The organism is Geomonas sp. (assembly GCF_056994735.1).
In genome coordinates this window covers 1-5,849 of sequence record NZ_JBXKJL010000236.1, presented here as the reverse complement: position 1 = coordinate 5,849, position 5,849 = coordinate 1, and the positions used below count along the sequence as shown (strand labels likewise).

General features: G+C 59.8%; 5 protein-coding genes. All 5 read left to right on the top strand.

The features are described 5' to 3' along the window. The first annotated feature begins 315 nt into the window (after positions 1-315). Positions 316-849: a bifunctional pyr operon transcriptional regulator/uracil phosphoribosyltransferase PyrR gene (gene pyrR / locus AC11W3_RS10155; RefSeq protein ID WP_484090594.1), complete on the top strand. Its 534-nt coding sequence runs from the start codon at positions 316-318 to the stop codon at positions 847-849. Between the two features lie 182 nt (positions 850-1,031). Continuing rightward, positions 1,032-1,967 carry an aspartate carbamoyltransferase catalytic subunit gene (locus AC11W3_RS10150; RefSeq protein ID WP_484090595.1) on the top strand — a complete coding sequence of 312 codons (936 nt, stop codon included), beginning with the start codon at positions 1,032-1,034 and terminating at the stop codon, positions 1,965-1,967. Positions 1,968-2,139: 172 nt separating this feature from the next. Next, positions 2,140-3,417, top strand: coding sequence for a dihydroorotase (locus AC11W3_RS10145; protein WP_484090596.1), 1,278 nt, complete (start codon positions 2,140-2,142; stop codon positions 3,415-3,417). A 241-nt stretch (positions 3,418-3,658) separates the two neighbouring features. Continuing rightward, positions 3,659-4,783 carry a glutamine-hydrolyzing carbamoyl-phosphate synthase small subunit gene (carA, locus tag AC11W3_RS10140; protein WP_484090597.1) on the top strand — a complete coding sequence of 375 codons (1,125 nt, stop codon included), beginning with the start codon at positions 3,659-3,661 and terminating at the stop codon, positions 4,781-4,783. Positions 4,784-4,938: 155 nt separating this feature from the next. Continuing rightward, the coding region (locus tag AC11W3_RS10135) for a radical SAM protein (protein WP_484090598.1) at positions 4,939-5,849 on the top strand (911 nt) is incomplete at its 3' end.

Sequence of the window (5,849 nt, the reverse complement as noted above, 5' to 3'; positions counted from 1 at the left end):
CCCTTTTGCAAAGGGGGGAGGTGCGATGGGGCTTTGAGCGAAACTTAATGTAATTCCCGCTTTCAGCCTCTTCATTGGTCTTGACTATCATTCACCTGAATGTTACTCTGACGAAAATTTACTCCATACCTTTTAATTTAGCCCCGTGAGGTTAGCAAAGGTGAAGCATAAGCACTCTTTTATGGTATCTGGAAGAGCCTTTTCGCCTTTTGTGCGTGAAGGCTCTTTTTACTTGGAGGGATCCGGAGAGCTTATCCGCGGTCCGCTGAATGTCTCGTTAGATCAGGCGCTTGTGCCGATAACCTGGGGGTCGCTATGGCTGAAAACACTGTAATTCTGGACAGCAACGGAGTCAAAAGGGCGCTCACGAGGATCGCCCACGAAGTGCTTGAGAAGAACAAGGGTGTTGAGGGGCTTGTCCTGGTCGGCATCAGGACCGGCGGCGTGCATCTGGCCCACGAGCTGGCCGCGCGGCTGGTGGAGATCGAAGGGGTCGAGGTCCCGGTCGGGGCCGTCGACATCACCATGTACCGTGACGACATCAAGGGGCACTCCGAGCACCTCCCCGTTGGCAAGACCGAGCTGCCGTTCTCGATCGAGGGGAAGAAGGTTGTCCTGGTAGACGATGTTCTTTTTACCGGCAGAACCATCAGGGCCGCCCTGGACGCCATCATCGACCAGGGGCGCCCGTCGTGCATCCAGTTGGCCGTCCTCGTTGACCGCGGGCACCGCGACCTGCCGATTCGCGCCGACTTCGTCGGCCGCAATGTCCCTACCAGCAGGAGTGAGAACATCGCCGTCGGCTTCGATGCCGATAACCGCCCGACCGAGGTCATCCTGCAGAAGTAGTCTTCCTTCCCCCCGCGACCGGGTACAGCCTGAGTCCCCTCTCCCGTATGGAGAGGGCCAGGGTGAGGGAATGAGCCACAGAGTGGATACACCTTTCAAGCGGTGCCGAAGGCAGAGTGAGTTTCTGATCGTCCTTAATTGTCGAAACGCTGCAGTGAACATGTAATTGTTTTGGGGGGGATATGGGGTTCAGGCACAAAGACATCATCGGGCTGAAAGATCTGACCAGGGAAGAGATTGAGCTGCTGCTGAATACCGCGGACAGCCTCAACGAGATTAACTGTCGCGACATCAAAAAGGTGCCGACCCTGCGCGGGAAGACAGTGGTGAACCTCTTTTACGAGGCATCCACCAGGACCCGCACCTCCTTCGAGATTGCTGCGAAACGACTATCCGCCGACACCATTAACATCTCGGCGTCGACCAGTTCCGTGACCAAGGGGGAAACCCTCTCCGATACCGCACTCAACGTGCTGGCCATGAAGCCGGACATCATTGTCATGCGCCACTCCGTCTCCGGTGCACACGAGTATCTGGCAAAAAGGGTATCCTGCTCCGTCATCAACGCAGGGGACGGCGCTCATGAGCATCCCTCGCAGGGCCTTCTGGACATGCTGACCATGCGGCAGAAGTTCGGCAAGCTCTCCGGTCTGAAGGTTGCCATCGTGGGCGACATCACCCACAGCCGCGTGGCCCGCTCCGACATCTACGGTCTCACCACCATGGGCTCACACGTCTTCCTTGCCGGGCCTCCGACCATGATGCCGATGGGTATCGAGCGGCTTGGTAACGTGACGGTCTGCAAGGACATGAGGGAAGCGGTAGAACAGGCGGATGTGGTGATGATGCTGAGGATACAGCTGGAGCGCCAGGGCAAGACGCTTCTTCCGAGCATGCGTGAGTACGCCCGCTACTTCGGCCTCAACCCCGAGGTCCTCTCGCTGGCGAAGCGGGACGCCATGGTCATGCACCCCGGCCCGATCAACCGCGGAGTCGAGCTGTCGTCAGCCGTCGCCGACTCCTCCCAGTCGTACATCCTGAAGCAGGTGGAAAACGGCGTCGCCATCAGGATGGCCATGCTCTACCACGTCTGCGGCGGAGAACCGGCGGTAGCCTAGTTCATGATTCCCTCTCCCCCCGGGAGAGGGCTAGGGTGAGGGCGCCAGTCAGGAGCGAGCTGCTCAATGATGGCAACCTCCCTCACCCGGCCTTCGGCCACCCTCTCCCGCGGGGCGAGGGGCTTTAGGGGCCTGATCTCAACCTTAATCTGCTTCTACAAGAGGTGTTGATATGAATCTGCTGATCAAAGGCGGGCGCTTGATAGATCCTTCACAGGGGATCGACGACAAAATGGACGTACTGATCGCCGACGGCGTGGTCATGGAACTGGGGGCCGATCTCACCGCTCCTGAAGGGACCGAGACCATCGATGCAGCCGGCCTGATCGTGACACCCGGGCTCATCGACATGCATGTGCACCTGCGCGATCCCGGCCTCGAATACAAGGAAGACATCGCCACCGGAAGCCGCGCCGCCGCAGCCGGCGGCTTCACCTCCGTGGCCTGCATGCCGAACACCTCGCCGGTCAACGACAGCAAGGCCGTGACCTCCTACATCATCAACAAGGCCCGCAACGAGGCCCTCGTCAACGTCTTCCCGGTAGGCGCGATCACCAAGGGTAGCAAGGGTGAAAGCCTCGCCGAAATGGGTGACCTCAAGGAGGCTGGCTGCGTCGCGGTTTCCGACGACGGCAAGCCCGTATGCAGTTCCGAGTTGATGCGCCGTGCCCTCGAATACGCCAAGGGCGTGGGCATCACCGTTATCTCCCATTCCGAGGACCTCTCGCTGGTAGGGGAGGGCGTGATGAATGAAGGGTTCGTCGCCACCGAACTTGGCCTGAAGGGGATCCCGTGGACAGCCGAGGATGCCGCCGTGGCCCGTGAGGTCTATCTTGCCGAGTTCACCGGCGCTCCGGTCCACATCGCCCACATCTCCACCGCCGGCTCGGCCCGCATCGTCAGGAACGCCAAGGCCCGCGGAGTGAAGGTGACCTGCGAGACCGCTCCGCACTACTTCACGCTGACCGATGAGGCTGTGCGCGGATACGACACCAACGCCAAGATGAATCCTCCCCTGAGGGGAGAGAGCGACGTCGCCGCCATGAAGGCCGCCCTGGCCGACGGCACCATCGACGCCATCGCCACCGACCACGCGCCGCACCACCTGGACGAGAAGGACGTCGAGTTCAACATTGCCCTGAACGGCATCGTCGGTCTTGAAACATCCCTCCCGCTCTCCCTCAAGCTCGTTGAGGAAGGCGTGCTTGACCTTAAAGGGCTGGTTTCGGTAATGTCATGTAACCCGGCAAAAATCCTTGGGATAGAGCGTGGCACCCTGAAGCCCGGCGCCGTAGCCGACGTGACCATTATCGACCCCGGGAAGAAGTGGCAGGTGACGGCAGAGAAGCTGGAGTCGAAGTCCAAGAACAGCCCTTTCCTAGGCTGGGAGATGAAAGGCGCCGCCGTCTACACCGTAGTAAAAGGCCAGGTCGTCCATAAAGCCGCCTAACCACGATTCCCTTCCCCAAGCGCCCCCCCCTTGACAAAGGGGGGACAGGGGGGATTTGCTTAAAACCATTTAGCGCGGGATGAACATCGGATAAAGTCTGATCAATCAAAGAAGCTAAAAGCCGAACCGTTTTAGTGGCTTTGAAATCAGATCTGATCAGATTTCAATCCCGCGCAAAATAAGTTGTCGGAGTACACACCGCTTAAACGCGACGCAGCAATAAACATTGAATGGAGAAGATATGAAAGCAGTACTTGCTCTGGCAGACGGCCGGATCTTTTCAGGTAAGGCCTTCGGCGCAACGGGCGAAACAAGTGGCGAGGTGGTGTTCAACACCGCCATGTCCGGGTACCAGGAGGTCCTGACCGATCCGTCCTACAAGGGCCAGATGGTCACCATGACCTACACCCAGATCGGCAACACCGGCATCAACCCCGAGGACGTGGAAAGCGGCCAGCTCTACCTCTCCGGTTTCATCGTAAGGGAGTACATGGATTGCTACTCCAACTGGCGTGCGACCATGAGCCTCGATGCCTACCTCAAGGAAAACGGCATCGTCGGCATCCAGGGGATCGATACCCGGGCCCTTACCCGCCACCTGCGCGACAAGGGTGCCCAGAACGGCATCATTTCCACCGTCGACTTCGATCCCGAGAGCCTTGTGCGCAAAGCCCGCGCCGTCCCCTCCATGAGCGGCCTCGACCTCGCCTCGGGCGTCAGCTGCACGACCCCCTATCACTGGACCGAAGGGCTCTGGGACCTGGGCAGCGGTTACCCCCAGGTGGATAAGAAGGAGCTGAAATACAAGGTTGTGGCCTACGACTTCGGCATCAAGCTGAACATCCTGCGCTGCCTGGTCTCCGCCGGATGCGACGTAACCGTGGTACCCGCCACCTTCCCGGCAGAATCCGCTCTGGCCATGAACCCGGACGGCATCTTCCTTTCCAACGGCCCCGGTGACCCCGAGCCGATGAAGGAAGTTATCGAGAACATCAAGAAGTTCGTCGGCAAGAAGCCCATCTTCGGTATCTGCCTCGGCCACCAGCTTCTCGGTCTCGCCCTGGGTGGCCGCACCATCAAGCTGAAGTTCGGCAACCACGGCTCCAACCTCCCGGTCATGGACATGAAAACGAAGAAGGTGGAGATCACCGCGCAGAACCACGGTTTCTCCGTCGACATCCTGTCGCTTTCGCACGCCTGCCAGCTCGGGCACGAGAACCTGAACGACCAGACCGTCGAGGGGATGAGCCACAAGGAGCTGCCGATTTTCTCGGTGCAGCACCACCCCGAAGCCTCCCCGGGTCCCCACGACTCCCACTACCTCTTCAGCCGCTTCGTGGAGATGATGGAGAAGCACAAGGCTTGATTTTCGAACCAGCCGGAACTGCTGATCTTCCATCAATTCCGGTGCCGTACGAAGTCCCCCTTTGGCAAAGGGGGATTTAGGGGGATTTGGTTTTGTCCGCAGCCCAAAGGCAAATCCCCCCCGACCCCCCTTTTTCAAAGGGGGGAGTGAGAACGATGAACTATCAAGATCTTTACCATAGCGGAGAACTGACCCGCCGCATCAAGGCCGGTTACCAGCGCTTGCGATCTTGCGACCTCTGCCCCCACGCCTGCGGCGTCAACCGCCTGGCAGGCGAGGTGGGGAGATGCGGCACAGCAGGCACGCCGCGGATTGCCTCGGCAAACATCCATAGAGGAGAGGAGCCCCCGATTTCGGGAACCAGGGGCTCGGGCACCATCTTCCTCTCCGGCTGCACCTTGAGCTGTCGTTTTTGCCAGAACTTCCCGATCAGCCAGCTGCGTAACGGCACCGACCTCACCGTCGGCGGGCTGGCCGACAAGATGGTCGCGCTGCAGAAGAAGGGCGCCCACAACATAAACTTCGTCACGCCGACCCACTTCACGCCGCAGATCCTGGCCTCCCTCCATCTCGCGATTCGCAAGGGGTTCAACCTGCCGCTGGTATGGAACACGAGCGGCTACGAGCGTCTCGACACCCTGCACCTTCTGGACGGCGTGGTCGATATCTACCTCCCGGACATGAAGTACATTTCCGACGAGGAGGCCATAAGGCTCTCGGGTGCGAAGGGGTATAAAGAGGTGAATCGGCTGGCGGTAGCCGAGATGCTGCGCCAGGTCGGGCATCTGGAATGTGACGAAAACGGCATCGGCAAGAAGGGGTTGATCATTCGCCACCTGGTCCTTCCCGAGGGGAGGGCGGGCAGCGTCGAGACCCTTCCCTGGATCGCCGAAAACCTCGGAGAAGAGACCCACATCGCCCTCATGAGCCAGTACTTCCCGGCACATGTCGCGAGCGAGACTCCCGGGATAGAGAGAAGGATCACCGCCGAGGAGTACAGCGTAGCGGTAGAAGCCTTGGAGGACGCCGGCCTGGAGAACGGCTGGGTGCAGGAAGAGCCGGGGTA